At 49.1% G+C, this 25,888-nt stretch carries 31 protein-coding genes; 7 read left to right on the top strand and 24 right to left on the bottom strand.

Annotated features, from left to right (window positions below; genetic code table 11):
• Nucleotides 1-54: 54 nt before the first annotated feature.
• The 6 genes from lysA to AB9R92_RS16300 all read right to left on the bottom strand — a co-directional run bounded on the left by lysA (nt 55) and on the right by AB9R92_RS16300 (nt 6,114).
• Entirely contained in the window at nt 55-1,377 is a 1,323-nt protein-coding gene (lysA, locus tag AB9R92_RS16325; RefSeq protein ID WP_370670480.1) for a diaminopimelate decarboxylase, read from the bottom strand.
• Between the two features lie 67 nt (nt 1,378-1,444).
• A complete protein-coding gene (locus AB9R92_RS16320) occupies nt 1,445-2,749 on the bottom strand; it encodes a pyrimidine-nucleoside phosphorylase (RefSeq protein ID WP_370670479.1) in 1,305 nt (434 codons plus the stop codon).
• Between the two features lie 19 nt (nt 2,750-2,768).
• Entirely contained in the window at nt 2,769-3,953 is a 1,185-nt protein-coding gene (gene deoB, locus AB9R92_RS16315) for a phosphopentomutase (protein WP_370670478.1), read from the bottom strand.
• A gap of 68 nt (nt 3,954-4,021) precedes the next feature.
• Nucleotides 4,022-4,924: a site-specific tyrosine recombinase XerD gene (gene xerD / locus AB9R92_RS16310; protein WP_370670477.1), complete on the bottom strand. Its 903-nt coding sequence runs from the start codon at nt 4,922-4,924 to the stop codon at nt 4,022-4,024.
• Nucleotides 4,925-4,990: 66 nt separating this feature from the next.
• Entirely contained in the window at nt 4,991-5,458 is a 468-nt protein-coding gene (fur, locus tag AB9R92_RS16305) for a ferric iron uptake transcriptional regulator (RefSeq protein WP_101805095.1), read from the bottom strand.
• A gap of 104 nt (nt 5,459-5,562) precedes the next feature.
• Nucleotides 5,563-6,114, bottom strand: coding sequence for an NUDIX domain-containing protein (locus AB9R92_RS16300; protein WP_370670476.1), 552 nt, complete (start codon nt 6,112-6,114; stop codon nt 5,563-5,565).
• An 80-nt stretch (nt 6,115-6,194) separates the two neighbouring features.
• Between AB9R92_RS16300 and AB9R92_RS16295 the strand changes: the two genes are divergently transcribed.
• Both AB9R92_RS16295 and AB9R92_RS16290 read left to right on the top strand, forming a co-directional pair.
• A complete protein-coding gene (locus tag AB9R92_RS16295; protein WP_370670475.1) occupies nt 6,195-7,097 on the top strand; it encodes an aldo/keto reductase in 903 nt (300 codons plus the stop codon).
• Between the two features lie 350 nt (nt 7,098-7,447).
• Nucleotides 7,448-7,867, top strand: a complete 420-nt coding sequence (locus AB9R92_RS16290; RefSeq protein ID WP_370670474.1) for a hypothetical protein — start codon at nt 7,448-7,450, stop codon at nt 7,865-7,867.
• A gap of 65 nt (nt 7,868-7,932) precedes the next feature.
• Here the strand turns inward: AB9R92_RS16290 and AB9R92_RS16285 are convergent, their stop codons facing one another.
• Nucleotides 7,933-9,420 carry a flotillin family protein gene (locus AB9R92_RS16285; protein WP_370670473.1) on the bottom strand — a complete coding sequence of 496 codons (1,488 nt, stop codon included), beginning with the start codon at nt 9,418-9,420 and terminating at the stop codon, nt 7,933-7,935.
• Nucleotides 9,421-9,527: 107 nt separating this feature from the next.
• Nucleotides 9,528-9,698, bottom strand: coding sequence for a hypothetical protein (locus tag AB9R92_RS16280; RefSeq protein WP_370670472.1), 171 nt, complete (start codon nt 9,696-9,698; stop codon nt 9,528-9,530).
• 240 nt (nt 9,699-9,938) lie between these two features.
• On the opposite strand from AB9R92_RS16280, the gene AB9R92_RS16275 reads away from it, so the two are divergent.
• Complete coding sequence (locus AB9R92_RS16275; RefSeq protein WP_370670471.1) at nt 9,939-10,082, top strand: hypothetical protein; 144 nt, start codon at nt 9,939-9,941, stop codon at nt 10,080-10,082.
• 42 nt (nt 10,083-10,124) lie between these two features.
• On the opposite strand, the gene AB9R92_RS16270 is transcribed toward AB9R92_RS16275, so the two are convergent.
• The gene (locus AB9R92_RS16270; RefSeq protein ID WP_370670470.1) at nt 10,125-10,334 is read right to left on the bottom strand and encodes a DUF3886 domain-containing protein; all 210 of its coding nucleotides are present in this window, start codon (nt 10,332-10,334) and stop codon (nt 10,125-10,127) included.
• Between the two features lie 12 nt (nt 10,335-10,346).
• Nucleotides 10,347-11,531, bottom strand: coding sequence for an acetyl-CoA C-acetyltransferase (locus tag AB9R92_RS16265; RefSeq protein WP_370670469.1), 1,185 nt, complete (start codon nt 11,529-11,531; stop codon nt 10,347-10,349).
• A 74-nt stretch (nt 11,532-11,605) separates the two neighbouring features.
• Here AB9R92_RS16265 and AB9R92_RS16260 point away from each other — a divergent pair, with 74 nt between their 5' ends.
• Together AB9R92_RS16260 and AB9R92_RS16255 are read left to right on the top strand one after the other, a co-directional pair.
• Nucleotides 11,606-12,505 carry a hydroxymethylglutaryl-CoA lyase gene (locus tag AB9R92_RS16260; protein WP_370670468.1) on the top strand — a complete coding sequence of 300 codons (900 nt, stop codon included), beginning with the start codon at nt 11,606-11,608 and terminating at the stop codon, nt 12,503-12,505.
• Between the two features lie 12 nt (nt 12,506-12,517).
• Nucleotides 12,518-13,477 carry an alpha/beta hydrolase gene (locus AB9R92_RS16255; RefSeq protein ID WP_370670467.1) on the top strand — a complete coding sequence of 320 codons (960 nt, stop codon included), beginning with the start codon at nt 12,518-12,520 and terminating at the stop codon, nt 13,475-13,477.
• Nucleotides 13,478-13,573: 96 nt separating this feature from the next.
• On the opposite strand, the gene AB9R92_RS16250 is transcribed toward AB9R92_RS16255, so the two are convergent.
• From AB9R92_RS16250 to yneA, 5 genes are all read right to left on the bottom strand, one after another.
• Nucleotides 13,574-13,807, bottom strand: a complete 234-nt coding sequence (locus AB9R92_RS16250; RefSeq protein WP_058380516.1) for a YneF family protein — start codon at nt 13,805-13,807, stop codon at nt 13,574-13,576.
• Nucleotides 13,808-14,301: 494 nt separating this feature from the next.
• Nucleotides 14,302-16,302: a transketolase gene (tkt, locus tag AB9R92_RS16245; RefSeq protein ID WP_370670466.1), complete on the bottom strand. Its 2,001-nt coding sequence runs from the start codon at nt 16,300-16,302 to the stop codon at nt 14,302-14,304.
• Nucleotides 16,303-16,387: 85 nt separating this feature from the next.
• Nucleotides 16,388-16,621 (bottom strand): DUF896 domain-containing protein, encoded by a 234-nt coding sequence (locus AB9R92_RS16240; RefSeq protein WP_112231572.1) that lies wholly within the window; start codon nt 16,619-16,621, stop codon nt 16,388-16,390.
• Between the two features lie 58 nt (nt 16,622-16,679).
• A complete protein-coding gene (locus AB9R92_RS16235) occupies nt 16,680-17,333 on the bottom strand; it encodes a YneB family resolvase-like protein (protein WP_370670465.1) in 654 nt (217 codons plus the stop codon).
• Nucleotides 17,330-17,647 (bottom strand): cell division suppressor protein YneA, encoded by a 318-nt coding sequence (yneA, locus tag AB9R92_RS16230; RefSeq protein WP_370670464.1) that lies wholly within the window; start codon nt 17,645-17,647, stop codon nt 17,330-17,332. Before yneA ends, AB9R92_RS16235 begins: the two co-directional genes overlap by 4 nt.
• A gap of 167 nt (nt 17,648-17,814) precedes the next feature.
• Between yneA and lexA the strand changes: the two genes are divergently transcribed.
• A complete protein-coding gene (lexA, locus tag AB9R92_RS16225) occupies nt 17,815-18,435 on the top strand; it encodes a transcriptional repressor LexA (protein ID WP_068462754.1) in 621 nt (206 codons plus the stop codon).
• Between the two features lie 154 nt (nt 18,436-18,589).
• Here the strand turns inward: lexA and AB9R92_RS16220 are convergent, their stop codons facing one another.
• From AB9R92_RS16220 to AB9R92_RS16200, 5 genes are all read right to left on the bottom strand, one after another.
• On the bottom strand, nt 18,590-18,793 hold the full coding sequence (locus AB9R92_RS16220; protein ID WP_058380509.1) for a hypothetical protein: 204 nt from the start codon (nt 18,791-18,793) through the stop codon (nt 18,590-18,592).
• A gap of 60 nt (nt 18,794-18,853) precedes the next feature.
• A complete protein-coding gene (locus AB9R92_RS16215; protein ID WP_370670463.1) occupies nt 18,854-19,384 on the bottom strand; it encodes a hypothetical protein in 531 nt (176 codons plus the stop codon).
• Nucleotides 19,385-19,569: 185 nt separating this feature from the next.
• On the bottom strand, nt 19,570-20,904 hold the full coding sequence (glnA, locus tag AB9R92_RS16210) for a type I glutamate--ammonia ligase (RefSeq protein WP_370670462.1): 1,335 nt from the start codon (nt 20,902-20,904) through the stop codon (nt 19,570-19,572).
• Nucleotides 20,905-20,942: 38 nt separating this feature from the next.
• The gene (locus AB9R92_RS16205; protein ID WP_370670461.1) at nt 20,943-21,329 is read right to left on the bottom strand and encodes a MerR family transcriptional regulator; all 387 of its coding nucleotides are present in this window, start codon (nt 21,327-21,329) and stop codon (nt 20,943-20,945) included.
• 114 nt (nt 21,330-21,443) lie between these two features.
• Nucleotides 21,444-22,676, bottom strand: a complete 1,233-nt coding sequence (locus AB9R92_RS16200) for a methionine gamma-lyase family protein (RefSeq protein ID WP_370670460.1) — start codon at nt 22,674-22,676, stop codon at nt 21,444-21,446.
• Between the two features lie 109 nt (nt 22,677-22,785).
• On the opposite strand from AB9R92_RS16200, the gene AB9R92_RS16195 reads away from it, so the two are divergent.
• Complete coding sequence (locus AB9R92_RS16195) at nt 22,786-23,394, top strand: trimeric intracellular cation channel family protein (RefSeq protein WP_370670459.1); 609 nt, start codon at nt 22,786-22,788, stop codon at nt 23,392-23,394.
• Between the two features lie 32 nt (nt 23,395-23,426).
• On the opposite strand, the gene AB9R92_RS16190 is transcribed toward AB9R92_RS16195, so the two are convergent.
• Genes AB9R92_RS16190 through AB9R92_RS16175 form a run of 4 tightly spaced genes read right to left on the bottom strand, consistent with a single transcriptional unit; the run spans nt 23,427 to nt 25,870 of the window.
• On the bottom strand, nt 23,427-23,729 hold the full coding sequence (locus tag AB9R92_RS16190; RefSeq protein ID WP_370670458.1) for a rhodanese-like domain-containing protein: 303 nt from the start codon (nt 23,727-23,729) through the stop codon (nt 23,427-23,429).
• A 40-nt stretch (nt 23,730-23,769) separates the two neighbouring features.
• The gene (hfq, locus tag AB9R92_RS16185) at nt 23,770-23,994 is read right to left on the bottom strand and encodes an RNA chaperone Hfq (RefSeq protein WP_112231553.1); all 225 of its coding nucleotides are present in this window, start codon (nt 23,992-23,994) and stop codon (nt 23,770-23,772) included.
• Between the two features lie 18 nt (nt 23,995-24,012).
• Nucleotides 24,013-24,957: a tRNA (adenosine(37)-N6)-dimethylallyltransferase MiaA gene (gene miaA / locus AB9R92_RS16180; protein ID WP_370670457.1), complete on the bottom strand. Its 945-nt coding sequence runs from the start codon at nt 24,955-24,957 to the stop codon at nt 24,013-24,015.
• On the bottom strand, nt 24,950-25,870 hold the full coding sequence (locus tag AB9R92_RS16175) for an alpha/beta fold hydrolase (RefSeq protein ID WP_370670456.1): 921 nt from the start codon (nt 25,868-25,870) through the stop codon (nt 24,950-24,952). The genes miaA and AB9R92_RS16175 overlap by 8 nt, the downstream gene beginning before the upstream one ends.
• Between the last annotated feature and the right edge of the window lie 18 nt (nt 25,871-25,888).

The following is a 25,888-nucleotide window of genomic DNA, read 5'->3' as shown; positions in this document are numbered from 1 at the left end:
CCCAGGCGAACGCCATCAACAGGACGAACAGGAACAACATGATGTTCTGTTTTCTCAACGCTTAGCCTCCTCTTGCAAATAACCCACTTCATTCTTGACCAAGTCTTCAAAGCTTTCCCGCCGGATGACGAGCTGGTGCTTTCCTTTCTCTACAAAAACGACTGCCGGGCGGGTGATCCGGTTGTAATTGCTCGCCATGGAATAGCCATATGCACCGGTACAGAAAACAGCCAGAATGTCACCAGCTGAAACTTCCGGCAACTGCGCTTCTTCAATGAGCTTGTCGCCGGATTCACAGCATTTCCCTGCAATCGTATACACTTGCCCCGCCTCCTCTTGCGCACGGTTGGCCAGCAACGAACTGTATTTTGCCCCGTAAAGAGCCGGGCGGATATTGTCGGACATGCCGCCGTCGACCGCTGCATAGCGGCGTGTGTCGGGCACATCTTTTGTCGAGCCGACCGTATAGAGCGTCGTGCCAGCATCGCCGATCAATGAACGGCCCGGTTCGATCCAGATCTCCGGCACCGGGAACCCGGCCTCTTCGGATGCGGTTTTGACCGTGCGGATCATGTCTTTTACATACACAGCCGGCTCAAGCGGAGCATCTTCTTCCGTATAGCGGATGCCGAAGCCGCCGCCCAAGTTCAACACGCTGCAAGTATAGGAGTGCTCTTGTTTCCACCCCGCCATTTTCAACAGCAATTTTTCAGAAGCCATCTGGAATGCCGCGGTCTCAAAAATTTGTGACCCAATATGGCAGTGGAGGCCGATCAACTGCAGATAATCATGATCATAAGTTTCTTCAAACGCGCGGTCTGCCTGGCCGTTGTTCAAATCGAACCCGAATTTCGAGTCTTCCTGCCCGGTGGTGATATAGTCATGGGTATGGGCTTCAATGCCCGGCGTAACGCGAAGCAAAATGTTCATCTTCTGCTTTCGCTGTTCAGCTGTTTTTTTCAACAGCTCGATTTCATGGAAATTATCGACGACGATGCAGCCGATTTGTTCATCAAAAGCCATATCGATTTCCGCTTGGCTCTTGTTGTTGCCATGGAAATGGATTTTCTCTTTCGGGAATCCGCTTTGGATCGCCGTGTAGAGTTCCCCGTCCGACACGACATCAAGCGACAGCCCTTCTTGTGCTGCGACTTGGTAGATGGCGATGCCGGAGAACGCTTTGCTGGCATATGCGACTTGGTAGCCGACTTGTTCGTTTTGAAAGGTTTTTTGGAAGGCTTGAGCGCGTTCGCGGAATAGCGCGATGTCATAGACGAAAAGCGGTGTGCCGTATTGCGCGGCAAGGTCTAGCGTGTCTACTCCCCCGATTGTCAAATGGCCTTTTTCATTAATTGATTGCGTGCCGTATAGATGCATGTTGTCTCCTCCTGAGTGGGCTATGTATAGTAAAAATCTTGCTGAGCCTAGACCCAGCAAGATTCGTTTAATCGGTGATCAAAGCGGAGACGAGTTGAATCGCTTCAACCGGCTCGTTTGAATACTCGATACTATTGTATAACATTTCCTGGCATTCCGCGAGGTCTTGCGTATTGGAATAAATGGTTGCGAGCGACTCGCCTTGTTTGACGAAATCGCCGACTTTCTTGTGCAGCACCAAGCCGACCGATAGATCGATGACCGAATCCTTCGTCGCACGGCCTGCGCCAAGCACCATTGCCGCTGTCCCGATTTCATCCGCTTCCATAAAGGAAATATAGCCGTCCTGCTTGGCTGGCAGCTCGGTGACGAATTTCGCTTGCGGCAATAGGCGGAGGTCATCCACTACAGCCGGGTTGCCGCCCTGGTCTTCGATCAATTGGCGGAACGCTTGCAGTGCTGAGCCGTCTTTGATGACGCCCTCTAGCATGATGCGCGCCTCTTCCAAAGTTTCCGCCTTGCCGCCGACAACGACCATTTGGCTGCCGAGCACAAGGCACAGTTCTGTCAGATCTTCCGGCCCTTTTCCTTGCAGCGTTTCAATCGCTTCTTTTACTTCCAACGCGTTGCCGATCGCAAATCCGAGCGGCTGGCTCATGTCTGAAATGATGGCCATCGTTTTGCGCCCTGTCGCATTGCCGATGCCGACCATGGCGTGCGCCAGTTTTTTGGCATCTTCTTCCGTTTTCATGAATGCGCCTTCGCCTGTCTTCACGTCCAGAACGATGGCATCGGCGCCGGCTGCGATTTTTTTGCTCATGATTGAACTCGCAATGAGCGGGATGCTGTTGACGGTTGCCGTTACATCACGCAAGGAATACATTTTTTTATCGGCTGGCGTCAAATTGCCGCTTTGGCCGATGACCGCCAATTTGTGTTCGTTCACTTGGCGGATAAAATCCTCTGTAGACAATTCGACGTGGAATCCGTCGATCGCTTCGAGCTTATCGATCGTCCCACCGGTGTGCCCTAGGCCGCGTCCGCTCATTTTCGCAACCGGCACGCCGCACGCCGCCACGAGCGGCCCGAGGACTAGCGTCGTCGTATCGCCGACGCCTCCTGTTGAGTGCTTATCCACTTTGATGCCTTCGATGGCTGACAAATCGATCTGGTCGCCTGACTCCGCCATCGCCATCGTCAAATCAGCCCGTTCACGTTCGCTCATATCCTGGAAAAATACCGCCATCAAAAAGGAACTCATTTGATAATCGGCAATTTTGCCATTCGTGTAGCCAGAGACGATAAAACGGATTTCTTCTGTAGACAGCTCATGGCCATCGCGTTTCTTTTCAATCAAGTCCACCATTCTCATTGATCATTACCGCCTTTTTTTAGTTTAGTTTCGATAGAAAGCTTGTGCCGAATTTCGGCAGTCCGCAAGCGAAGTTGTCGGCGATGGTTGCACCGATATCCGCAAATGTCGAACCTGTTCCAAGATCAGACCCGCCGTTGAAACGAGGGGAATAGGCAAGAAGCGGAACGTATTCGCGCGTATGGTCGGTTCCCGGGAAAGTCGGGTCATTTCCGTGATCTGCCGTAATAAGCAGCAAATCGTCTTCCTTCAAGCCTTCCAGCACTTCCGGCAGGCGCACATCGAATGCTTCAAGTGCTTTTGCATAGCCTTCTGGGTCTCTGCGATGCCCAAAGAGCGCATCGAAATCCACGAGATTCAAAAAGCTCAAGCCGTTGAAATCCTTGCCAACGACTTGCACAAGCTTATCCATGCCGTCCGCGTTATCAGCAGTTCTCACAGATTCCGTCACGCCTGCGCCATTATAGATATCGTTGATCTTGCCGATGGCGATGACGTCTTTCCCTGCGTCCTGCAGTTCATTCATGACAGTACGGTCAAAAGGCGTCAAGGCATAATCGTGGCGGTTGGAAGTGCGTTTAAAGGCGCCAGGTTCGCCGAGGAATGGGCGCGCAATGACGCGACCAACCAGGAATTCCGGGTCCAAAGTAAGTTCACGTGCCGTTTCACAAATCCGGTACAGCTCATCCAGCGGGATCACTTCTTCATGTGCCGCAATTTGAAGAACCGGATCAGCAGATGTATAGACGATCATTGCCCCTGTTTCCATATGTTCCTGGCCGAGCTCGTCGAGGATTTCGGTCCCGCTTGCCGGTTTATTGCCGATGACTTTCCGACCTGTCGCCTGTTCAAGCTTATCGATTAATTCTTTCGGAAATCCTTCTGGATAGACTTTGAACGGGGTATCGATATTAAGTCCCATAATTTCCCAGTGACCTGTCATCGTATCTTTGCCAACAGAAGCCTCCTCGAGGCGTCCATAATAGGCAGCTGGCGTTTCCTGTGCTTCAAGTCCTTTGACAGGGACGATATTGGCTAAGCCCAATCTCTCCATATTCGGCATTGAAAGCCCGCCGGCGGATTGTGCGATATGGCCGAGTGTATCCGCCCCTTTGTCCCCAAAAGCTTCAGCATCCGGCGCTTCGCCAATGCCGACAGAATCCAATACGATTAAATGTATGCGAGTAAACGGTTTTATTGTCATGTAAGTTCCTCCTTATTTGCCCTTTTATTCTATCATATGAATCGCCCATGTCGGAAGTCAGACCTCTGTCATGCCCGAGGATGAAATTGCGAGTAAACGTCTTTCAAACGCGTCTTGCTGACATGGGTATAGATTTGGGTCGTTGAAATATCGGCGTGCCCGAGCATTTCCTGCACGGCCCGCAGGTCTGCCCCGTTTTCGATTAAATGGGTGGCGAATGAATGGCGCAATGTATGCGGCGTCAATTCTTTCTGTATGCCTGCTTTCTGGGCGTGCTGCTTCAACAATTTCCAGAACCCTTGCCGTGTCAAGCGTTTCCCTCTTTGGTTAATGAACAGGGCATCGGTTTTCTCAGCCGGATTTCTTAGAGCAAGACGGCCCGATTCGATGTATTGGCGGTTCGCTTCAAGTGCAGCCCTGCCAAGCGGGATAATCCGCTCCTTGCCGCCTTTTCCGGTGCAGCGCACGAAACCCATCGTCAAATGGACATCTTCCATATCCAAATTGATGCATTCACTGATGCGCATGCCGCTCGCATAAAGCAATTCCAGCATGGCCCGGTCACGCAGCCCGTTGGCTTTTGACGTATCCGGCGAATTCAATAAAGCATCGATTTCTTCTATAGATAGAACATTTGGCAGCTTCTTGTCCATTTGCGGCATTTCCAAATGAACGGTCGGGTCCGAATCACTGCGTTTTTCCCGGATCAAGAACTGATGGAAACTGCGGATCGAGGAAATATGCCTCGCCACCGTGCGCGACGTTTTCGCCATTTCCTGCAGATGGCGCAAGTGATTCAAGATATGGACCCGTTCGATGTTCGCGAGCCGTTCCAATTGTTCGACTTCACTCATATATTGTATGTAGCTTTTCAGATCGCGTTCATATGAAGTCAGCGTATTATCAGCCAGCTGTCTTTCCACTCGGAGAAAATGCAAATAATCATCCAATGCATCTTTCGCGTCGTTCATCGGAATTCCTCCTTTTTGGGCTGTTTTAGTAAAGATGAAAAAAGGCGGCCTTCGACAGGCCGCCTTTTAAGCGTCTTTTTCCGGCTTATCAGCACCTGAATCATGGCAGCGCCAGCAAATGCCATGAAAAGTCAGACGGTGGTCTTTGATCTGGAAGTTCCAGCGCTTTTCCACGACCGCTTCGACATCTTCAAGCAAATCTTCCTGTATCTCATCTACTGCCCCGCACTCTAGGCAGACCAGGTGATGGTGGAAGTGTGCTGCGCCTTCCTGACGCAAATCATAACGGGAAACGCCATCCCCAAAATTTATTTTATCGACAATTTTCAATTCGGTCAGAAGTTCCAATGTACGGTATACCGTAGCCAAGCCGATTTCCGGTGCGATGTCCTTGACCAAAAGATAGACATCCTCAGCACTTAGATGGTCTTCTTCATGATCCAATAAAATTCGTACCGTTGCTTCACGCTGTGGCGTCAGCTTATAACTCGCAGCGTGTAATTGCTTTTTTATACGATCTATCCTTGTTTCCATGCGACGCCCTCCCTCAAACTGTATTCATTATATCAAAAGGGCGTTCTCGATTACAACAATCGATGCCGTTTATTATTTAGAATCATTCTTAACTAGTAATTGGATTAATTCTTATCTGACAAGTAGTTTTTAACCCATTGCACAGCGTAAGCGGTTTTTGCGTCAAAAATCCGTTCGTTCTCGATCAGTCCTTGTGCTTCTTCCACCGAGACTTCAAGCAATTCCACGAATTCGTCATCATCCGTCACTGCGCCGTTTTCCGCATGGTGCAAGCCGCTCGCAAAGAACACATGCACCACTTCATCGGCAAACCCAGGGGAAGTCGAAAAGCTGATGACTTTTTCGAGCGTGTCTGCTGAATAGCCTGTCTCTTCTTCCAGTTCACGCATGGCTGTGTACTCTGGAGCTTCACCAGGCTCCAGTTTTCCGGCTGGAATTTCGACGAGCGAGCGTTCAAGTGCTTTGCGGTATTGTTCGACCATGATGATTTTCTTTTCATTCGTCAACGCGATGACAGCTACCGCTCCCGGGTGTTCGATCAATTCGCGCTTTGACTGCTTGCCGTTTGGCAGCGTCACGTCGTCGACTTTTAAATTGATGACCTTGCCTTCGTACAATCGTTCACTGTGAATTGTTTTTTCTTCAAATTTCTTCATGCTGGCCCTCATTTCGTTTGTAGTTTCAATACCGCAAAGTATACCATAGAGGAAACAAATTTTTACAATGAGGTGAAAAGATGAAATACAACACACTGGGAACCAGCGGATTTGAGGTCAGCGAAATCGCGCTCGGCTGCATGTCGCTGCCGGAAGACCCGCAGCGGGCAAGAGCCATCATCGACGAAGCGATGGACAATGGCGTCACGTATTTCGACACGGCCGATTTTTACGGCAAGGGAAAGAACGAGGAAATCGTCGGCGGAGCTCTTGGCAACCGGCGCAAAGACATCATCCTTGCCAGCAAAGTGGGAAATGAATGGTCCGAAGAGTCGGATGAAGTGAAATGGAATCCAACGAAAGCTTATATCAAAGAACAAATCCATAATTCGCTGCGCCGCCTCAAAACGGATTATTTGGATCTGTACCAGCTTCACGGCGGGATGATTTCCGATGACTCGCAAGAAACCATCGAGGCGTTCGAAGAATTGAAACAAGAGGGCTTGATCCGGGCTTACGGAATTTCTTCCATCCGCCCGAATGTCATCCAGCGCTTCCTGGACAAAAGCGAGATTGTTTCGATCATGATGCAATACAGCCTGCTCGACCGGCGCCCGGAAGAATTGCTACCGGCGATCGGTCAAACCGGCCGCTCTGTTGTGGCACGCGGCAGCCTGGCAAAAGGCTTGCTGACGGCTGAAGGGTTCACACGCGCCGAAAAGATGGGCGATTACTTGCAGTACGGCCCGGACCAGCTGACGGATACTTTGAAGGAGCTTTCCGCCATCCATGATAATATCCATGCGCTCGCCCTGCATTCGGTGCTGTCTGACAGCACCGTAGCGGCGGCTGTAACCGGTGCGAGCAGCCCTGGGCAATTGCGTGAAACGCTGGAGGCTTATCAACAGCCTGCCAGCCCACAACAGATCGAAGAGGCCAAGAAAGCGACGCGGCTAGACCGTTATGAACAACATCGCGATTAAATCGGCAGACGCTTTACAGATGGTGCCCCGCTTGACGCGGGGCGCTTTTTTTAGCCTTTTGGCGCATCTTTTCTGAACTTGGAATTCCGTTAAGGACCTTTGTACCTTTTTTCGCCGGCAAACTTTATACAGTGAATTTGGCTGGTCGATTCAACACATATCAATTCCTTATACGATGCGCTTCTTCTCTATTTCTAGTTCTTTTTCTAATGAAATTCCCTTGTTTTTTACCGGAAGATTTAATTTATCGAAAAGGACTTTTGCAGGTTTGAAAGAATACCTAGAAGTGAATATACTGATTACGACTGAAATTTTCAAACCTTAATTTCAAGAAATCGGGGGCGTGCAAAATGATGAATTTTTATTTGACCCAATCCAAAAAATCTTATCAGTCAGCAGACGGAGATGCCATTTCGATGCATTCCTACCTCGTTGTTGAATCTGTGACAAGATCCCTTGGACAGGAGTTTAAAAATCATAAGCTGGCTTGGGAAGCGGAAGACCACTGGCTGCTTGCAGACGCCCCGGAGAAAATCATCCATATGCCAAATGGCTATCAGCGTTTCGAACTCTCGGAGCCGGTGTTCGCTTCCTTGCGCTTACTTGCCGAAACCCAGCCAAAAGAGCTTCATATCTTGACGCCTTTTTCCAGAAAACGCACTTCCGAAACATTCATCGAGCAGCAGCAAGCTGAGGCACGGAGGGAGTTTCACCTTAACGACGTGGCCAAGAGCTTAAAGCAGATGTTCAAGGACATCATGACAGTCTAGAACCTTTGCATATAAAAGAGCCGGAGAACAGTTTATGTTCTCCGGCTCTTTGTGTTTCATTCGCTTTAAATTTGTTCCGGATCTTCTTTTGCCGCTTCCTCTACAGGCTGGTCAGTTGCTGGTTGGCTGGCCGGTTGTATAGCCGCTTGTGTGGCTTGTGTGTTTCTCGATGTGTAGGTCTTCAGCATGTCTGCAATATCAATGCCCGTCATTTCTTTCAACGGTTCCTGCATGTCCACCATCGTGCGTGTGACGCTTCTGCCGAACGACGGAACGCCTTGGCCGTTCCCGGAATCGATGATTTTCACCGAATCGATATTGTTAAGCGGCTGTGCTACTTTTTCAGCGAAGACTGGCAGCATATCGATCAGTTTCTCCGCAATGATGACATCGCCATGTTCTTCCATCGCTTCCGCAAGCAGTTTGCGGGATTCCGCTTCTGCTTTACCGCGTTCACGGATGACTTCAGCTTCGGCAGCCCCTTCATCACGTTTGATCTTCGCTTTCGCTTCCCCATCGATAACAGAACGTCTCGCTTCCGCTTCGGCCGTACGGGTTGTCTCGTAATAGCTGGCATCCGCTTTTGTTTTGCGGACTTTGCTTTCTTCTTCTTCCAGACGGACCGCACGTTCGCGCTCCATGAACTGCATATTCAACTCTTCTTCCTGGATTTCCATCGCGAGTTTCGCCTTTTCGAGTTCATATGATTGCTCGGACTTGGCGCGTGCGCGTTCGGTTTCTTCCTTGAACGCCGCGTCTTTCAAATCTTTCTGCTTGCGCGATTCGGCAATGGCGATTTGGCGCATATACTCTTCTTCTTTCGCTTCCTGGTCGGTTTGGGCACGGTGGATGCGTGTTTCCCGCTCCGTATTTGCCTCCGCGATTTCCGCCTGCTTGCGCACTTCAGCGATGCGCGGCCGTCCAAGATTTTCAAGATAGCCATTGTCTTCATCGGCATCGCGGAGATCCGTCAACCCGAGTGAAGTGATTTTAAAGCCCATTAAATCAAGTTGTTTTTGCGCGATTTCCTGGACATCGGTATTGAATTTCTCCCGGTCGCTATTGATATCTTCGACGGTCATCTTAGACAGGATGGCACGCAAATTACTGCCGAGAACTTCAATGATCTCGCGCTCGATCTCATCTTGCTCTTTTCCGAGAAATTGCTCCGCATAATTGGCGATGCCGTTCAAAGTATCTGCAACTTTTACCATCGCAACAGCATCCGCCACAATCGGCACCCCGGCATTCGTATAGACGCGCGGCGTCGACAACTTCAACTGGAACGAAGTTAAATTAACCGGCGTGGAAGTCTGGAAACGCCGCAGCAAATAACCCCCGCCGCGGATGATCTTCATGGAACGCCCTTCATCATCCGTGAAAATGTTCGTGTCTTTTTTCGGATCCCCTAGTTTCGGCCCTGTAATGATCAAGGCTTCGTTCGATTTGGCTGTGCGGTAGCGAATCTTCATCCAAAAGAAATAGCCGACTGCCGCAATTGCCGCCAAAATGAGAATTACAATTAAAATTGAAATAATTCCGATTGACTCCATCTTATCCCATCCTTTTCAATAAGCTGATTTTCTCCTACACCATTTTATACGGTTGAATCAGTAAGATGTTTCAAAAAAAGGAAAAGAATCTCCAATCTTTTTACAAACTAGTCCGCCATCACTTTAATCAATGAAAAAATAATGGATAATACCATCAACACAAACACAAAATATCCGAAATGGATCCACGGTCTTGCATGCGGCTGGACCAGCTTTGGTTCCATTTGTTCCGGGTCTCTCGTCAGCCCGGCGTTTGGCGGCATCTCTTCTTCCCTCATCTTTTTTCCTCCTGCGATCAAATTTTTTCCTGTTAAATCTTTCAGCCTGCGTTGAATGATCTTGATAGTAAAGTGCACTTCTTTTATTATATCAATTGGCGGTAAATGGAATATAAAAATATTTTGGAAATTATTAACTAACTTTGTAAACAAGCCGCTTTTCAGCGTTTTTTGGTACGATAGAAACCATACTGTATTGCAAAAGCCGTTTAGTCTCTTAGAAATGGGGGTGGGCAGGCCATGAAACTCATCGACGATCTGGCTGGCGCGATTTATGATGTCTTGAGTTGGCTTTTATGGGGTTTTTCTTATTTTGCCGCTGGGGTTGTCATTATAGGGACTCCCTTATACTTAATCACCTTTCTGTTGGAATGGTTGGTCTGAACGAAGAACCCCCTGTCACAAATGTGACAGGGGGTTTCACTATTAATATTTTGTTCCTGCATCTCCGTGCCGCTCGAGCAATTCTGCAAACGACAGGTTTTTCTCGCGTTCTTTGCGTTCAAACTGGCGCTGTGCTTCTTTTTCTTCCTCAAGCTTCTGCTGGTCCTTCAATAGCTCTTTTTTCGTGGCTTTCAGCTTCGATAGCTGCTCTTCCGAAAAAAGGCCGTTGACTTTTGGTTTATCTTTCGCCATGCTGCTCTCTCCTTATGGGCGTTTTACGATCGTTGCAACGCCTTGTCCGCCGCCGATGCACAGTGTTGCAAGGCCCGTCTTGGCATCCCGCTTTTTCATCTCATGGAGAAGTGTCACGAAAATCCGTGTACCGCTCGCACCGATCGGATGGCCGATCGCAATGGCCCCGCCGTTGACGTTCAATTTTTCATGATCAAACTGTAATTCACGGTCGACCGCAATCGATTGCGCCGCAAACGCTTCGTTCGCTTCGATCAAATCGATATCGCCAAGCGTCATACCGGCTTTCTTCAAAGCGTTTTTCACTGCTTGGACAGGCCCGATGCCCATCACTGCAGGATCGACGCCGGCGTTGCCGTTTGCTGAAATGACCGCAAGCGGTATGATGCCAAGCTCGTCGGCTTTTTCTTTCGTCATGACGATCACTGCTGCCGCGCCGTCATTGATGCCGGATGCGTTGCCGGCTGTAACTGAGCCGTCTTTCTTGAACGCCGGGCGCAGTTTCGCAAGCTTCTCTTCAGTTGAAGAAGCTTTCACGTATTCATCCGTTTTGAAGAGGATAGGATCGCCTTTGCGCTGCGGAATTTCTACAGCCACGATTTCCTCGTCAAAACGCCCGCCTTCGATTGCCGCTGATGCACGGGCTTGTGAACGGGCCGCAAAGCGATCCTGCTCTTCGCGTGAAATTTCATAGCGGTCGCACAGGTTCTCGGCTGTTACGCCCATATGGTAATCATTAAATGCACACGTCAAGCCGTCATGGACCATGCTGTCGACCACTTTTTGGTCGCCCATGCGGTAGCCGTCTCTTGCACCTTCCAATAGATACGGCGCACGGCTCATATTCTCCATGCCGCCTGCCACCACGATATCGGCATCACCCGCAAAAATCGCTTGGTACGCCAAGTGGACAGATTTCAAACCGGATCCGCATACTTTATTAATGGTCATCGCCGGTACCGTTTCCGGAAGCCCTGCTTTAATGGAAGCCTGGCGCGCCGGGTTTTGCCCCAGCCCTGCCTGCAGGACATTGCCCATGATGACTTCCGATACTTGATCGCCCGCTACCCCTGCGCGCGATAGAGCTTCCTTGATGACGATTGCTCCGAGGTCAGTCGCCGGTACATCTTTCAGCGCCCCCTGGAACGAACCGACCGCCGTTCTGACAGCGCTTGCAATTACGATTTCTTGTGACATTTCTTTTTTCCCCCTTGTCTGCTTCTTGCTCTTTTATCCCCCCAATCGCTACAATAAAGCTAAGGGGGGATAGTATGTTTAGTTTACCAAAAACAGCTACGATTATCGAGGTCGGGCCACGCGATGGCCTGCAAAATGAAGCCAGGACCGTCAACACCGAAGACAAACTGGATTTTATCACGGCCTTGCAGGAGGCAGGATTGCAGGAAATGGAGCTGACGTCTTTCGTATCGCCGAAATGGGTGCCGCAAATGGCCGATGCGCAGGATATCGTTGCCGGCGCAAAAAAGACCGGCCGGCAGATGGTGCTGACGCCGAATGAACGGGGCATCACGTCCGCCTTGGAAGCCGGAGCTGATTCGATCGCCGTCTTTGTGGGCGTATCCAATTCATTCAATGAAAAAAACATCAACAAGACGACAGCCCAGTCCATGGAAACGTTAAAGCCGTTGATCGAGAAAGTAAAGCAAGACGGCATCTTTGTCCGAGCCTGCATTTCAACAGCGTTCTACTGCCCGTTTGAAGGAGCAGTCGATCCACAACGAACGATCGATTTATGCCGGCAATTCGTCGATTGGGGAGTCGATGAGTTGAGCGTCGCCGATACGATCGGCCTGGCGAATCCGCAAGAAAGCCATGAGCTGTTCAGCCGATTGAAAGAGCAATTTCCGGAAGTGCTGATTGCTGCTCACTTCCACGATACGAGACGCATGGCGCTCGCCAATGCCTATGCAGCACTTCTCGCTGGAGTCGACCGCTTCGACGCTTCTGCTGGCGGGCTCGGCGGCTGTCCATTTGCACCGGGTGCAACCGGAAATGTCGCGACCGAAGATCTTATCCATATGTTCCACCGCATGGGCATCGACACAGGGGTCGATCTCGAGAAACTTTACGAAGCGATTTCGCTCATTGAACCCCATGTATCGAATCCGCTGCAAACAGGCATGTATACGTTATACAAAAACAGAAAATGAGGTGTGTGCGCCGTGAAAAAACGACTATTGTGGACTTCAGCCATCGTCTCGAGCACATTGACTGCTTCTTTTGCCGCATTGGGTTTTGCCGCTAGCAACCGTCTGATGTATGTGAAAAATAAAGACGCCTCCTTGATTTTGGAACGGGAAACGAATGCCAAACGCTACGATGAAGCATGGTATGCCAACGTCAAGAAAAGCGAGCAATGGATCGAATCCGCCAATGGCTATCCGATCAAAGCGATATTTCTCGAGCCGCACACCACGAACCGCTACATCATCATTTGCCATGGCGTCACCGAAAGCAAAGTGAATTCATTTAAATATGCGCGCATGTTCGAACGCCTCGGCTTCAACTCCGTCGTCTATGACCACCGCCGGCACGGCGAGTCCGGCGGCAAGACAACGAGCTTCGGACATTATGAGAAGCTGGACTTGCAAGCGGTTGTGAAGGCGCTGAAACTCCATGTGGGGCCATCGTTGTTCTTCGGCATCCACGGGGAATCGATGGGCGCCGCGACGACGCTATTATATGCCGGAATGGAAGACTCGGCGGATTTTTACATCTCTGATTGCGCCTATTCCGATATCAGCGAACAGATTCTGCACGTCATGCGCACCACGACGCCGATGCGCACTTCTTTGGCGCTTCGCCTTGCCAATGTCTTCCTGAAACTGCGCGACGGCTATTCCATTACTACCGTATCGCCCCGGGAAGTCGTGAAAAAGATCGTAAAGCCCGTGCTGTTCATCCACAGCCTGCCGGACGAGTTTGTCTTGCCGAAAATGACGAAGGAACTATTTGAATTGAAACAAGGCGCCAAGCAGCTTAAGCTGTTCGCACAAGGCGAACATGCCCAATCGTTCAATAAAAATCCGGACGAATACGAAGGCACAGTTGCAGAATTCCTGACGGCCCACGATTTATTGACACCTAAACCTGCTGCCGGCGTTTCACAGATTTCCAGCTGACCCAGAGTGAATTCAAAAAAAGAACCACCGTTCGCATTGAGCGAACGGTGGTTCTTTTTGTATTCATCACCTATGGGCGAATAATTGCATAAGCGTTTATTTTTTGCCCGGTTTTGTCGAGGCTTTGTTCATTTGAGCCATCATTTGGTTGATTTTCTTTTGAGATGGTTTTTGACCCATTTGCATCATCATAATCCGCAGCATCTCTTCGTTGATCGGTGGGTTGTCCTGCAAATATTTCATCATGTATCGGCGAGCGATAAAGAATCCAAGTGCAACACCTGCGAGTAAAGCCACAATAACGATAACAATCCAGATCCATGTATCCATACAAATTACCTCCTTCGTGTTGCCAATTAAATCATGCACCAAAAAGGATTATACTATAAATTTCAGGACGTGACTATATGAACGGTATTAAAATTGCGGAGAAACAAGGACGGCTGTCTATCGCTCCTTAGGTAATGGCTCTGACGTCACTTGCCGGACGAATTCATGGACATGTCCCCCGCTTTTTTAGCCAAACGCCGCCCTTGCCCTGTCGTAACCCATTCTGTCAGCTCCAAAGCTTCTGAGCTGTGTGCAGCGTCATGACGATATAGAATCCGAAGTAAGGGGATATTCTTCATTTCGAATGGCGTCAATTCAGGGCACAATGCCGTCGCTAAACATGTAATGGATCAATTCATTATAACGGAATGGGCCTATAAGAGGTCGAACCGAAACATTTCCACAAGAAAAAGCCGCCAGGACTACTTTCTGACGGCTTCATCTTATTTCAAGAATTTCATAATGATCTTAAGCACCGAGAACTAAACCGGAATTCACCCGTTGATCAATTGCTTCACTTTCGATGCCACGTTTTCAGGCGTGAACCCGAATTCTTCCATGATTTTTTCACCAGGGGCACTTGCACCGAAGTGATCGATTGCGAGAATATCTCCTTCAAATCCAGTGTAGCGGTCCCAACCGAATGATGAGCCCATTTCAATGGCAAGGCGTTTTGTGATGCTTTTCGGCAAGACGGATTCTTTGTACTCCTTGTCCTGCTGTTCGAAACGATCCCACGATGGCATCGACACAACAGACACCGAAATGCCTTGTTCTTTCAATTGCTTCTGTGCATCGATTGCCAGGCTGACTTCAGAGCCAGTCGCCAGAAGCAATGCTTGTGCGTCATCAGCTGGAGAGACGACGTAAGCGCCTTTCTCGACGCCTGCCTCCGCTTTTTCCCCAGTTGTCTCGAGGACTGGCAAGTTTTGGCGGGACAATACGAGCAAGGTCGGCTTGTCCTTGGACGTGAGCGCCAAGCGCCATGCCGCTTTTGTTTCGTTCGCATCGGCTGGGCGAATGATGCCCAAGTTCGGCATTGCGCGCAGTGATGCAAGCTGTTCGATCGGTTCATGTGTCGGGCCGTCTTCTCCGACCGCTACGCTGTCATGCGTGAATACGTAGGTAACTGGAAGCCCCATTAAAGCGCCTAGGCGGATCGCTGGGCGGACGTAGTCGCTGAACACGAAGAACGTACCACCGAAGACATGTAAGCCACCGTGAAGCGCCATGCCGTTAAGTGCAGCGCCCATCGCGAATTCTCGAACGCCGAACCAGATATTGCGGGCTTCTGGATGCTCAGCGTCGAAGTCGCCTCCGTCTTTGATATTGGTTTTGTTCGATCCCGCAAGGTCAGCGCTGCCGCCGAAGAACGAAGGAACTGTCTTCGCGATAGCGTTGACCATATCACCGGATGATGCACGCGTTGCTTGCTTTTTGCCGACTTCGTATTGTGGGAATTGTGAGTCGAAATCAGCCGGCAAGTCACCGCGGATTGCTGCTTGCAGCTGGGAAGCAAGTTCCGGATGCTGCTCTTCGTACTGCTTGTACAACTCGTTCCAAGCCGATTCCGCTTTCACGCCAAGTGAATCTGTCGCTTCTTTGAAGGTTTCATAAACTTCTTCCGGCACATGGAAATCTTGATCAAAAGTCCATTTATAATATTCTTTTGTCAATTTCATTTCATCTTCGCCAAGTGGTGCACCGTGCGAATCTGCTTTACCGGATTTGTTCGGGGAACCATAGCCGATGACCGTCTTGACTTCAATCAATGTCGGTTTGTCAGTAGATTTTTTCGCTTCAGCGATTTTTGCGGACAAATCGTCCATGTCGTTGCCGTTATCCACACGGAGGTAGTTCCAGCCATATGACTCGAAACGCTTCTGGATGTTTTCTGAGAAACTCATAGACAAATCGCCGTCGAGTGAAATGTCGTTGCTGTCATACAAAACGACCAATTTGTCCAGTTTCAGGTGCCCTGCAAGCGAAATCGCTTCTCCGGCTACCCCTTCCATCAAATCTCCGTCACCGCAAAGAGCGAACGTGTGGTGGTCGATAATGTCGAGACTTTCTTTATTATATGTAGCTGCCAAATGGCGTTCTGCCATCGCCATGCCGACTGCCATGCCGATTCCTTGGCCAAGCGGACCTGTCGTCGCCTCCACACCAACTGTGTGCTTGTATTCAGGATGTCCTGGCGTCTTCGAATCCCATTGGCGGAAGTTTTTGATTTCCTCCATCGGCAATCCGTACCCGCTCAAATGAAGCAGGCTGTAAAGCAGCATCGAACCGTGTCCTGCTGATAGGACGAACCGGTCGCGGTTGAACCAGTCTGGGTTGTTCGGGTTGTGGTTCATATGTTTTGTCCAGAGTGTATACGCCATTGGAGCGGCGCCCATTGGAAGTCCCGGGTGTCCCGAGTTTGCTTTTTCAATAGCATCGATAGAAAGTGTACGAATGGTATTCACTGCAAGTTGATCTGCATGGTTTGACATAGTGACATCCTCTCTGAAACTAAATTTAATCCTATTCCAGTTTAGTCAACAATAGGACAGAATACAACGAAAAAGAGAATAAGTATTAATTCAAATACTTATTCTCCCGTTTATTTTTAATCTTGTCTGGTGTTACGTCTTTTCCTTCCGGATCGATGACAGTGACATTTTCAATCGTCCCGCGCATCGATTTTCGGAAACTTTGCAAGTATTCCTGGCGCAGCGCCGACTGTTCTTTCGCTTCTTCTTGCGTCAGCCCGTCGCGCTTGGACTTTCTGGACAATTCATTGATGCGTCCGATCTTATCTGGAGATAGCATGTAAAGTCCCCCTTTCTACTGCTCAATGGTACAAAAAAAGGCGGGACAGTGCAAGGTTTCAGCTTTCTTTCATTTGCTGGTACTCGCGGAAACGGCGGTGCACCGTCGCCTTGCTTGCTTGATATCCGAAGCCTTGCAGCGTGACTGCGATTTCATGGAAGGTCAAGCCGCTCGCTTTTAAACTGACAATCTGGTCTACCGGAAGGTCCAGACGCTCGCGGCCGTCCGGATTGCCTTTTCCTTTCAAATTGCGTTCCGGTTTGTAACCGTTCTCTACCGCACGCTTCATGCCCCGTTTGATCTTGGCATTGTGGATTTTGCGTTGGTATTCTTCCACGATGGCCAAGATTTCCAGGACCATGTCGTCCATATCGTTCAAAGCGATTGGGCCGTGGTCGGACAGCGTATAAACATCGACTTCATGCTTTTTCATGACATGCAGCAAAGCGATGCGTGCATGCCCCCTGCCAAGGCGCGTCTCATCCTGAATGAAGACGGCGTCGACTTTTTCGCTTTTGACTTGGTTGAGCATCTCGAGAAGCCCTTCCCGGTCCATCTCATAGCCACTGTGCTGGTCAGTGTAGACATCTTCAACCAGGTAGCCTTGCTCGAATGCAAATGCCAGCAATTCTTCTTCCTGCCGTTCAAGTGAAGTTTCCTGCTCGTCTTTAGTAGTGCTGACACGGCAGTAAACCAACGCTTTTTTCTTCATTCTGCATCACCTGCGTAGTATTTAGTTTCATCCGGAGAAAAGTTCAACTGATCTGCAGGAATCTTCAACGATTGCCCTGCCACGATTTTCGTCGACTTCAAATTATTCACTTCCATGATCTCTTCTATCCATTCATGATGGGGAGTTTCGCCGCTGAACGATTCAGCCAGCTCCCATAGCGTATCACCTTTTTCAATTTGCAGCTCGCCCAATTGCTGTTTTTCGGCATTATGGCTGATCACCGCGTAAAATGTAAACACTACTATGAGTGAGAAAAAGAAAACCAAATATGAGTTCTGTCGAAAGAATGTCATTCAAGCCGCCTCCTTTAGAATATTTGTTCGGAATGTATGTTCTCATATTAAAGCGAACAGGCGTTTCTTGTCAAGATTAAATTCGAACCTATGTTTGCATTTCAATGCCCGAGTTGCTATACTATAGATAGTTAATCTTGAATAAATCCTATAAAGAGGTGAAACTGGTGAAAAAAGTATCTAAGCGTCAGGAAGACATCCTGAATTTCATAAAAGATGAAGTCCGTGCAAAAGGCTATCCGCCCTCCGTCCGGGAAATTGGCGAAGCGGTCGGCCTTGCATCCAGTTCGACTGTACACGGCCATCTAGCGAGACTCGAAAGCAAAGGGCTGATCCGCCGCGACCCGACAAAACCAAGAGCCATCGAAATCATCGGTTCGGAAGAAGCGCTCATCGACAAGAGCCCTGTCCTCCATGTGCCGCTCATCGGGAAAGTTACAGCAGGGATGCCGATCACTGCCATTGAAAACGTCGAAGAATACTTCCCGCTGCCGCAAACATATGGGACGGAAGAAGACCATATCTTCATGCTGGAGATCATGGGTGAAAGTATGATCGAAGCTGGCATCCTAAACGGCGATTACGTTGTTGTCAAACAACAGCAAACTGCAAACAATGGAGACATTGTCGTCGCAATGACCGAAGAAAATGAAGCTACGGTCAAACGCTTCTTCCGTGAGGACAATTACTTCCGCTTGCAGCCCGAAAATTCATCGATGGATCCAATCATCGTTGACCAAGTAAGCATTCTCGGAAAAGTTGTGGGCGTCTACCGCCAAATTCATTAAGCATTTTGCTTCAATACAAAAACGATAGAAAAAAGGGGGAAAGTAAAACTTCCTCCTTTTTTCTATCGTTTTTACGAATCTATAATTATCTTATGTAATCTTAATTGTAAACAGGCAGCCAGAGATATCCATCTCCGGCTGTCTTAATGTTTTTTTAGTTTGCTTGCGTTTCTGTCACAACGATGTATTTGACCAGATTGATGGTTATGCGGTAAATCTTGCCGTTTGCTTCGTCCGTCAATTCATAGGTACCGTTCGACGGCACTTGGCTGATGGCCGATTCCTTATCGATCGCTTTGACTGTATGCACGATGGTATTTCCTTGATCAAAGAAGAATTCTACTTGAAACGTTTTCACCGAGATTCCTCCCTTCGATATGAATGGATATGCATATAATAGTGTAGCATAGATTGTCGGTTAGTTTCGGTTTTGCCATTCCTTGAAGATTATTACTTTCAAGGCCAGCATTTCTTCTTCATTCAAATCATCATCAAGTTCATCCATTACTTGTTCAGCCGTCATCGTATCATTTTCGACGGCATTTTTCATTTTCAGCAAGTTACGGAAACCGACTTTTTCCATCATGACGCTGGCTGCATCTTCTTTGGTCTCAAAAGCCAATTCCTGTTCTTCTGGCACTTGTGGCGGGTCGACTTCAATGGAATCTCCTTCAGCGATAGATCCTTCTTCAAACTGCTCATCTGTTCCGCTGTCCGGCGCTTGTTCTGGAATCGCTTGTTGTGACTGCCACTCTTCCATATAGCGGCTGACTTCCGGATCCGCTTCGATTTGCTGGACCATTTCTTCCATTTTACCGCTTTGCTCGAGTTCTTCAAATGCTTTTTGTGCTACTGCCTCAGTCGATAGATTCGGCCCCACTGCATACAAGGCGATTCCTGCGAATGAAAAGGCAATGAGAAATACAATGATGACATTCATAAAACGCATTTTATCCCTCCAGATATTAGAAGTTCTTTCATATAAGTAAAATCTTACCACGTTTCCGCTGCACAGCGTATATGTGAAAGGGCGCAATCTTTAGACAGTTTTACTCTGGTTTGCCAATCGCCTTTTGCCGTATGGCCTAGGCCCATAAAAAAAACCGGAGCACTGGGCTCCGGTTTTTTTCACTATTAATACATTTTCAAGTACTGCTCGCGCTCCCATGGGTGAACGCTGGTTCTGAACATATCCCATTCGATCTCCTTCGCTTCCACGAAGTTATTCAAGATGTGTGAACCGAGCGCTTTTGTCATGACTTCATCATTTTGCAACTCATCAAGCGCTGCATACAACGTGCCTGGCAGATCTTCAATGCCGACTTCTTTGCGTTCTTTGCGGTTCATCGCATAGATATTGCGGTCTACAGCTTTTGGCGGAGTCAAGTCACGCTTGATGCCGTCAAGGCCGGCCCCAAGCAGTACAGCCATTGCCAAGTAAGGGTTCGCAGCCGGGTCAACTGAACGCACTTCAACGCGCGTTGACAAGCCGCGTGAAGCCGGAATGCGGATCAACGGACTGCGGTTCTGGCCAGACCAAGCGATATAGCAAGGCGCTTCATAGCCTGGAACAAGGCGCTTGTATGAGTTGACTGTCGGATTCGTCACAGCAGTGAATCCTTTAGCGTGCTCGATGATGCCCGCCAAGAATTGGAAAGCTGTTTTGCTTAATTTCATGTCGCCATCTTCGTCAAGGAAAGCATTTTCGTTGCCTTTGAACAAGGAAACGTTCATGTGCATGCCCGACCCGTTGACGCCGAATAATGGCTTCGGCATGAATGTCGCGTGAAGTCCGTGTTTGCGGGCAATCGTTTTAACAACCAATTTAAACGTTTGGATATCATCACAAGCTTTGATGGCATCCGCATATTTAAAGTCGATTTCATGTTGTCCTGGCGCTACTTCGTGGTGGGATGCTTCGATTTCAAAGCCCATTTCCTCCAGCTCAAGTACGATGTCGCGTCGGCAGTTTTCGCCAAGGTCCATCGGTGCCAAGTCAAAATAGCCGCCGTGGTCATTCAGCTCAAGAGACGGTTCGCCTCTTTCATCGAGTTTGAACAGGAAGAATTCCGGCTCTGGCCCTAGGTTGAAATGAGTGAACCCAAGTTCTTCCATCTCTTTCAAGACACGCTTCAAGTTTGTGCGTGGATCGCCAGCAAATGGCGTGCCGTCTGCATTGTAAATATCGCAGATCAAACGCGCAACTTTACCTTTTCCTGTAATCCATGGGAATACAACCCATGTATCCAGGTCTGGGAACAAGTACATATCGGATTCTTCGATGCGGACAAAGCCGTCGATTGAAGATCCATCAAACATCATCTTGTTGTCAAGCGCTTTTTCAAGCTGTGATGTTGGGATTTCCACGTTTTTGATAACGCCGAGAATGTCGGTGAATTGCAGGCGGATAAAATTGACGTCTTCTTCTTTTACCAAACGAATAATGTCTTCTTTTGAATACTTGCTCATGTACTGTTCACTCTCCTAGGTTATATTATGTAGCCCGCTTATTTAAAAAAACGGGATAAATCACCGTGTCTTTGGGATGCCTGGCTGAACGGCCGTGCCTGATGCTTCATCTCCTCGCGCAGCAAGCTGCGAAGTTCTGCATCACTCAATGTCTTCGGCTCGGCTTGGTCGTTTTGCGGCATCTCTTTTGATTCGTATAGTTTTCTGATGCCCGCAACGTTAAGTCCCTGCTCCAGATAATCCTTGATCTCGAGCAGTGCATCGACATCATTCAACGAAAACATGCGCTTATTGCCTTCTGTTCTGGCCGGATTGATCAGCTTCTGCTCTTCGTAATAGCGTATTTGCCGTGCTGTCAAATCCGTCAGTTGCATTACGATGCTGATCGGGAGAATGGGCATGGTGCGGCGAACCCGATTTGTCATAAGTTTCACCCATTTCACTAATTACTACACTTTCAGTTTATTACATGTCAGGTTATTTGTCAAACAGATGTTAGATTTCCTGACATATTTTTTAAAGATTGTTTTGAAAAGCAATTATAGCAATTGTTCTTTCTCCAAAGCTTGCAATGCTTTGACGACTGCCAGTTTCACATGTTCGTACGTCAAACCGCCCTGGACAAATGCGGTATATGGCGCACGAATTGGCCCGTCAGCTGTCAATTCGATGCTCGCGCCTTGAACAAAGGTCCCAGCTGCCATGATGACATCGTCTTCATAGCCAGGCATATAGGCCGGTTCCGGCAGAAATTGGGCATTGACCGGGGAATTCGCTTGAATCGTTCGGCAAAATGCCACCATCTGTTCGGCCGTCTTGAACGAGACCGACTGGATCAGGTCTGTTCGTTCCGCGCTGTAATGGGGGCTGGTTTTCATGCCGGCGGCCTCCAATAGAGCTGCGGTGAAAACCGCCCCTTTTAAGGCTTGTGACACGATATGCGGAGCCATGAAAAATCCTTGATACATATCGGCAAGCGCATTGAGCGACGCTCCAGCCTCCCCTCCTATACCCGGAGAGGTCATCCGGTAAGCGCATTTTTCAACAAAAATGCGTTTGCCAGCGATGTACCCTCCGATTTTCGCAAGCCCGCCTCCCGGATTCTTGATCAACGAGCCGGCTATGAGATCCGCACCCGCTTCAATTGGTTCCTCAGTTTCCACGAATTCTCCGTAGCAATTGTCGACGAACACGACAGCATCCGGCTTGATTTTACGGATTTTTTCGACCATGCCCCTGATTTCATTGATGGTGAAAGAAGGCCGGTTATCATAGCCTCTCGAACGCTGGATCGCGATCATTTTGGTATTGTGCGCGACGGCTTGTTCAACGGATGGCCAATCCACTTGATGCTTTTCGTCCAGGTCCACGTGCCGGTAAGAGATACCGAAATCCTTAAGGGAACCGGTATCCTCTTCTCCGCCAGAGACGATCGAAGCGAGGGTATCATAGGGTTGGCCTGTGATATACAATAGTTCATCCCCTGGCCGCAAGATGCCGAAAAGCGAGATGGTAATGGCGTGCGTGCCTGAGATGATCTGCGGGCGGACCAGCGCCGCTTCGGCCTCGAACACATCCGCGTAGACACGCTCCAATGTATCTCTGCCTTCGTCATCATAACCATAGCCTGTAGAAGGGTGGAAGTGATGGTCGCTCACCTTCTGCCGATGGAAGGCTTCAAGCACTTTCTGCTGGTTGTGCAATGCGATGTCATCTGCCGCTTCTAATTGCGGCCGGATCATGTCTTCTGTCTTTTTGATTAGGGTATGCATAGGAATCTCCATTTCTCTTCGGTGGTTGATTGCTCATTAAGCTATTTGAAAATGACTGCAATTCTGCTACAATTCATAGAGTTGTTTAAGTTAAGGAGGGCGTCGGATAATGGCTTGGGAAGTACTAAGCGCCATCGGGACCATTGCTTTTGCAATATCCGGGGCGATCATCGCCATGGAAGAGGAATACGATATTTTCGGCGTCTATCTGCTTGGTGTCGTCACGGCATTCGGCGGCGGTGCCATCCGCAACCTGTTGATCGGGGTGCCCGTCTCCGCTTTATGGGAGCAGGAATTCATGTTCCAATTGGCACTCATCTCCATCACCATCGTGTTCTTATTCCCACATAAGACACTCGGCCATTGGAATCGCTGGGGCCATTTCTTCGATGCCATCGGCTTGTCTGCATTCGCGGTACAAGGCGCTTTGTTTGCGGTCGACCTGGGCTTGCCGGTCTACGCAGCGGTTGTGGCCGCAGTGCTGACCGGATCTGGCGGCGGAATGGTGCGGGATCTTCTCGCTGGAAGAAAGCCTTTGGTGTTGAAGGCCGAAATATACGCTGTCTGGGCGGCAATTGCAGGATTATTGATCAGCATAGATGTGATCCGGACCGATTTCATGCTTTACGCCTTGTTCTTGGCCATTACCCTGCTGAGGATCTTATCCTATACGTATAAGTGGAAATTGCCGACACGAAAAATTCTCACGACATCATAAAAGCCGACCGGCAATTGCCGATCGGCTTTTTCTCATCCGTAAACTGTAACGCCGCGCCATGACGACATGCCGCCGTCGACATTGACTGAATGGAATCCATTCGACTCCAAGTATTCTGCAGCTTTCGCACTGCGGCCGCCTGCCTGGCAGACGACATAATACTCTTTCGAGGAATCCAGTTCCCCAGTGCGCTCCGGCAATTCACCGAGCGGGATGTGCTGTGCTCCCGGAATCATACCGGCAGCCACTTCATCTTTCTCGCGAACGTCGATGATGTGGAGTTCGTCTCCAGCATCCACTTTCTGGTTCAGTTCATCTGTGCTGATTGATTTCATCCGCTATTCCTCCCGTTGATCATTTATGCTATTGCGCTGTTTATTCCTGGTGCTCGATCGATACCGGTTTTGACGGCGAAAAAGTCGAGATCGCATGTTTGTAAATCAATTGCTGCTTGCCTTCCGTTTCCACCAGCACCGTGAAATTATCATAGGATTTGATGGTGCCCTTCAATTGGAAGCCGTTTAGCAAAAACACCGTGACGAAAATATTGTTTTTGCGCAGCTGGTTTAAGTATACATCTTGGATATTAACCGGTTTCATGGAACTCCCCCTGTTTCTCTAGCGTATAGTTTTGGCCATTTGTTCAATTCGACGATTCCGGTCGCTTTCCTGCCAGAAGCGCATAATTTCTTCCAAATTGTTTTTTGGATCTGCTGTGGCATCCAGCCAAAGAATCGGCATTTTATTACGGAAATAGGTGAATTGGCGTTTGGCGTATTTTCTCGAATTGCGTTTCAGTTTCGCAATCGCCTCATCCAATGGATACATGCCGTCAAAATACCCATACAACTCCTTATAGCCGATCGCCTTGATGGACTGAACATCACGCAGCCCTCTGTCATACAAACGCCGGACTTCATCCAACAAGCCGGCCTCCATCATCCCTTCGACGCGGCTGTCGATGCGCTTATACAATTCGTCCCTTGGCACATCGAGGCCGATGATCAATTCATCGTACATCGGCGCCTGCGCCAGGCTGCCGTCCTCTTTTTCCTCGCCGCTCAATAAAATCTCCATTGCACGCAGGACGCGCCGCGTGTTGTTCGGGTGGATATCGATTTTCGGATCCAACGCCATTAATTTGCTGTGCATTGCTTCTGGCCCTAAGCGTTCGAGTTCAGCATGCAGCGTGTGCCTGAGTTCTTCATTGACTTGCTGCTTGGAGAAACGGTAATCGAATAGCACCGACTGGACATATAGCCCGGTCCCCCCGACGATGATCGGGAGCTTGCCGCGCTGTTGGATTTCCGTGATTTTTTCGCGGACCAGCAATTGGTATTCGGCAACTGAAAACGATTCCTCCGGGTCCCGGATGTCGAGCAAATGATGCGGAATGCCGCCCATTTCCTCCGGCCGGATTTTAGCCGTCCCGATATCCATTCCCCGATAGACCTGCATCGAATCCCCGTTGATGATCTCTCCATTAAACCGTTTGGCAAGTTCGATACTAAGTGCAGTCTTGCCGGAAGCTGTTGGGCCGACAATGGCAATCACTTCAACCATAATCATTTAGCCAATCGAGAATGACTTGCTGATGGGTTTCAGCGTTCAACTCATGGAGCACTTCGTGGCGGCCCTCTTCCGCCATATAGACTTTGACGTTTTCGATGCCCGCTTCATCGAATTGGGCAGCCGCTTCGAATACGCCGCTCCCTTTTGCGCCGACCGGGTCCATCGATCCGCTGATGAACAATACGGGGAGGTTTTTGGGAATTCGGCTGACTTCATCCATCCGGTGAATGATTCCCAAGCCTTCGAACAAGTCAATATAGAATTGGTTGGCCATTTCAAATCCGCACCATGGATCCGCTTCGTATTGCGCGACCGTTTCTGTTTTACGGCTCAACCAGGAAAACTTGGATTTTTCATCCAAAAAGTCTTTATTGTAACTGCCGAAAATCAATTTTCCTAGAATTGGGTTGATTGTCATTTTCCCTTTGAACTTGCTGAAGCTCTTCGCGACAGCGAGGCCGGCAGACAATGAAACTCCTGGATGCCCACCGGTGCCAGATAACACAGCGCAGTCGACTCCCCTGCCATAAAGCTGCAAATAACGCCTGGCAACAAACGATCCCATCGAATGGCCGATCAGCGTAAACGGCAACTCGCCAAGTTCTTGTTGCGCATGCACAATGGCTTCATGGACATCTTCAACGACGCGCAAAAACCCCTCGTCGTCCGCAAAATACCCGGCTGAACCATTGTGTTCCGCTGTTTTGCCGTGCCCTCTTTGATCATGTGCCGAAACTGTATATCCTTGTTGGTTCAATAAATGGATAAAATCTTGATAGCGGCCGCTATGTTCAGCCATTCCGTGGATAATATGCACATGGCCTTTCGGATTTTTCGCCCTATGCAAGCTGCAGTAGAGTTCGTGGCCATCCGATACCCGAACGAATGAACTTGTCATGCCCATCGATCCACATCCTTTCTC

Source organism: Planococcus sp. SSTMD024, assembly GCF_041320495.1.
In the GTDB taxonomy this organism is placed as follows: Bacteria; Bacillota; Bacilli; order Bacillales_A; family Planococcaceae; genus Planococcus.
Note: the sequence above shows the minus strand (reverse complement) of the source record. Positions and strands in the feature narration are given on the sequence as shown.